Annotated in this window: 2 protein-coding genes; one reads left to right on the top strand and one right to left on the bottom strand. The window is 62.5% G+C overall.

Going from position 1 to position 1,668, the window contains the following annotated elements; translation table 11 throughout:
* The coding region (locus BKD70_RS22265) for a DUF3530 family protein (protein ID WP_139145789.1) at window positions 1-363 on the bottom strand (363 nt) is incomplete at its 3' end.
* A 213-nt stretch (window positions 364-576) separates the two neighbouring features.
* Between BKD70_RS22265 and BKD70_RS22260 the strand changes: the two genes are divergently transcribed.
* Window positions 577-1,668, top strand: a 1,092-nt coding sequence (locus BKD70_RS22260; RefSeq protein WP_070415411.1) for an iron-containing alcohol dehydrogenase, incomplete at its 3' end; no start/stop codon positions are given.

Below are 1,668 nucleotides of genomic sequence, written 5' to 3'. Positions count from 1 at the left end.
GCTGAGGGTGCCCCAGGCGGCGTCCGGCAACTTACGCCGCAGAGGCGCGATTGCTTGCGGCCAGTCCGCGTTCTCCCCAGCACCTGGTATGAGGATCACCACACCCTCGGCTTCGGCGCTGTTGGCGGGTTTCCACAGCGCCAGGAACGACTCGCTACCCGCCTGCAATTGCTGTTGCTCTTGCAGCGGCACCTGCCGTTCGAGCGCACTGGCTTCTTGTTGGCTACGCTCGGACAGTGGCTGGCGTTCAGCCGGTTTTTCGACGGCAGGCGAGGGCGCATCCTCGGCCTGAACAGGCAAGACACTGGTAAACAGGAGTGACAGGCACAGTGCTGGCAGTGCCGAACGGTGAAGAAAAAGCATCGTTGATTCCCGGCCAGAAGTGATTCCAGCAGCCTAATGGGTTGGTCGGTATTTGTCAGGGGTATGAGGCGCGGTTCTCATTACCAACAGATTATCGGCGGTTTGTTGGCTGCCTTGATGGGCGCGGTGCGACCATTCAACCAGTGAATGGCAGACAACACGCCAGGTGCGGCTATTCTTGTGCCAGCCCATCATTCATAAGAGGCCGCGCACATGAGTACTTCCTCATTCAAGATCGCCCACAAACTGCTGACCGGCGCAGGTGCCATCGAACAACTGGCTGCCGAACTCACGCGCCTGGATGTGGATAATCCGTTGATCGTCACCGACGCCGCGCTGGTCCAGTCCGGCACCGTGGCGCTGGCCCTGGAGCATCTGGGTGATCGAGCCTACGAAATCTTCGACCGTGTGCTGCCCGATCCGGAAATTGCCATCGTCGAAGACTGCATGCGTGCGTACCGCGAAGGCGGGCATGACGGCCTGATCGGTGTGGGCGGCGGCAGTGCCATTGACATCGCCAAGAGCGTGGCGGCCTATGCCGGTTATCACGGCGCGCTGGCGGACTTGTTTGGCGTCGATCAGGTGCCGCGCAAAGGCCCGCCGTTGATCGCCATCCCCACCACCGCCGGCACCGGCTCGGAGGTGACCAACGTGGCGATACTGTCCGACAAGGCGGCGCAGCTGAAAAAAGGCATCGTCAGCGATTACTTGCTGCCGGACGTTGCGCTGATCAGCCCGCAAATGACCTTGACCTGCCCACGCGGTGTCACGGCCGCCAGTGGCGTGGACGCCTTGGTGCACGCCATCGAGTCCTACCTGTCGCTGAATGCCTCGCCGATTACCGACGCCCTGGCCATCGGTGCGATCAAATTGATTGCCAGCGCGTTGCCTAAGGCTTACGCCAATCCGGCGAACCTGCAGGCCCGTGACGACATGGCCACCGCCAGCCTGATGGCCGGCATGGCCTTTGGCAACGCTGGCGTCGGTGCCGTGCATGCGCTGGCGTACCCGTTGGGTGGGCGCTTCAACATTGCCCATGGCGTAAGCAACGCGCTGTTGTTGCCGTATGTGATGCACTGGAACAAATTGGCCTGCGTCGAGCGCATGCAGGACATCGCCCAGGCCATGGGCGTCAATATCGCCGGGCTGAGTGTGAATGACGCTGCTGACCAGGCTGTAGCGGCGATGACGCGGCTGTGTGCGGCGGTGGAGATCCCGTCCGGCCTGCGCAGTTTCGGCGTGCCCGAGGACGCCATCCCGGCCATGGCCAGCGAAGCCGCAGGCATTGAGCGCTTGATGCGCAAC

Origin of the sequence: Pseudomonas sp. BS-2016 (assembly GCF_001806145.1) — a bacterium.
Classification (GTDB): Bacteria; Pseudomonadota; Gammaproteobacteria; order Pseudomonadales; family Pseudomonadaceae; genus Aquipseudomonas; species Aquipseudomonas lundensis.
This window is presented reverse-complemented; position numbering and strand designations above follow the sequence as displayed.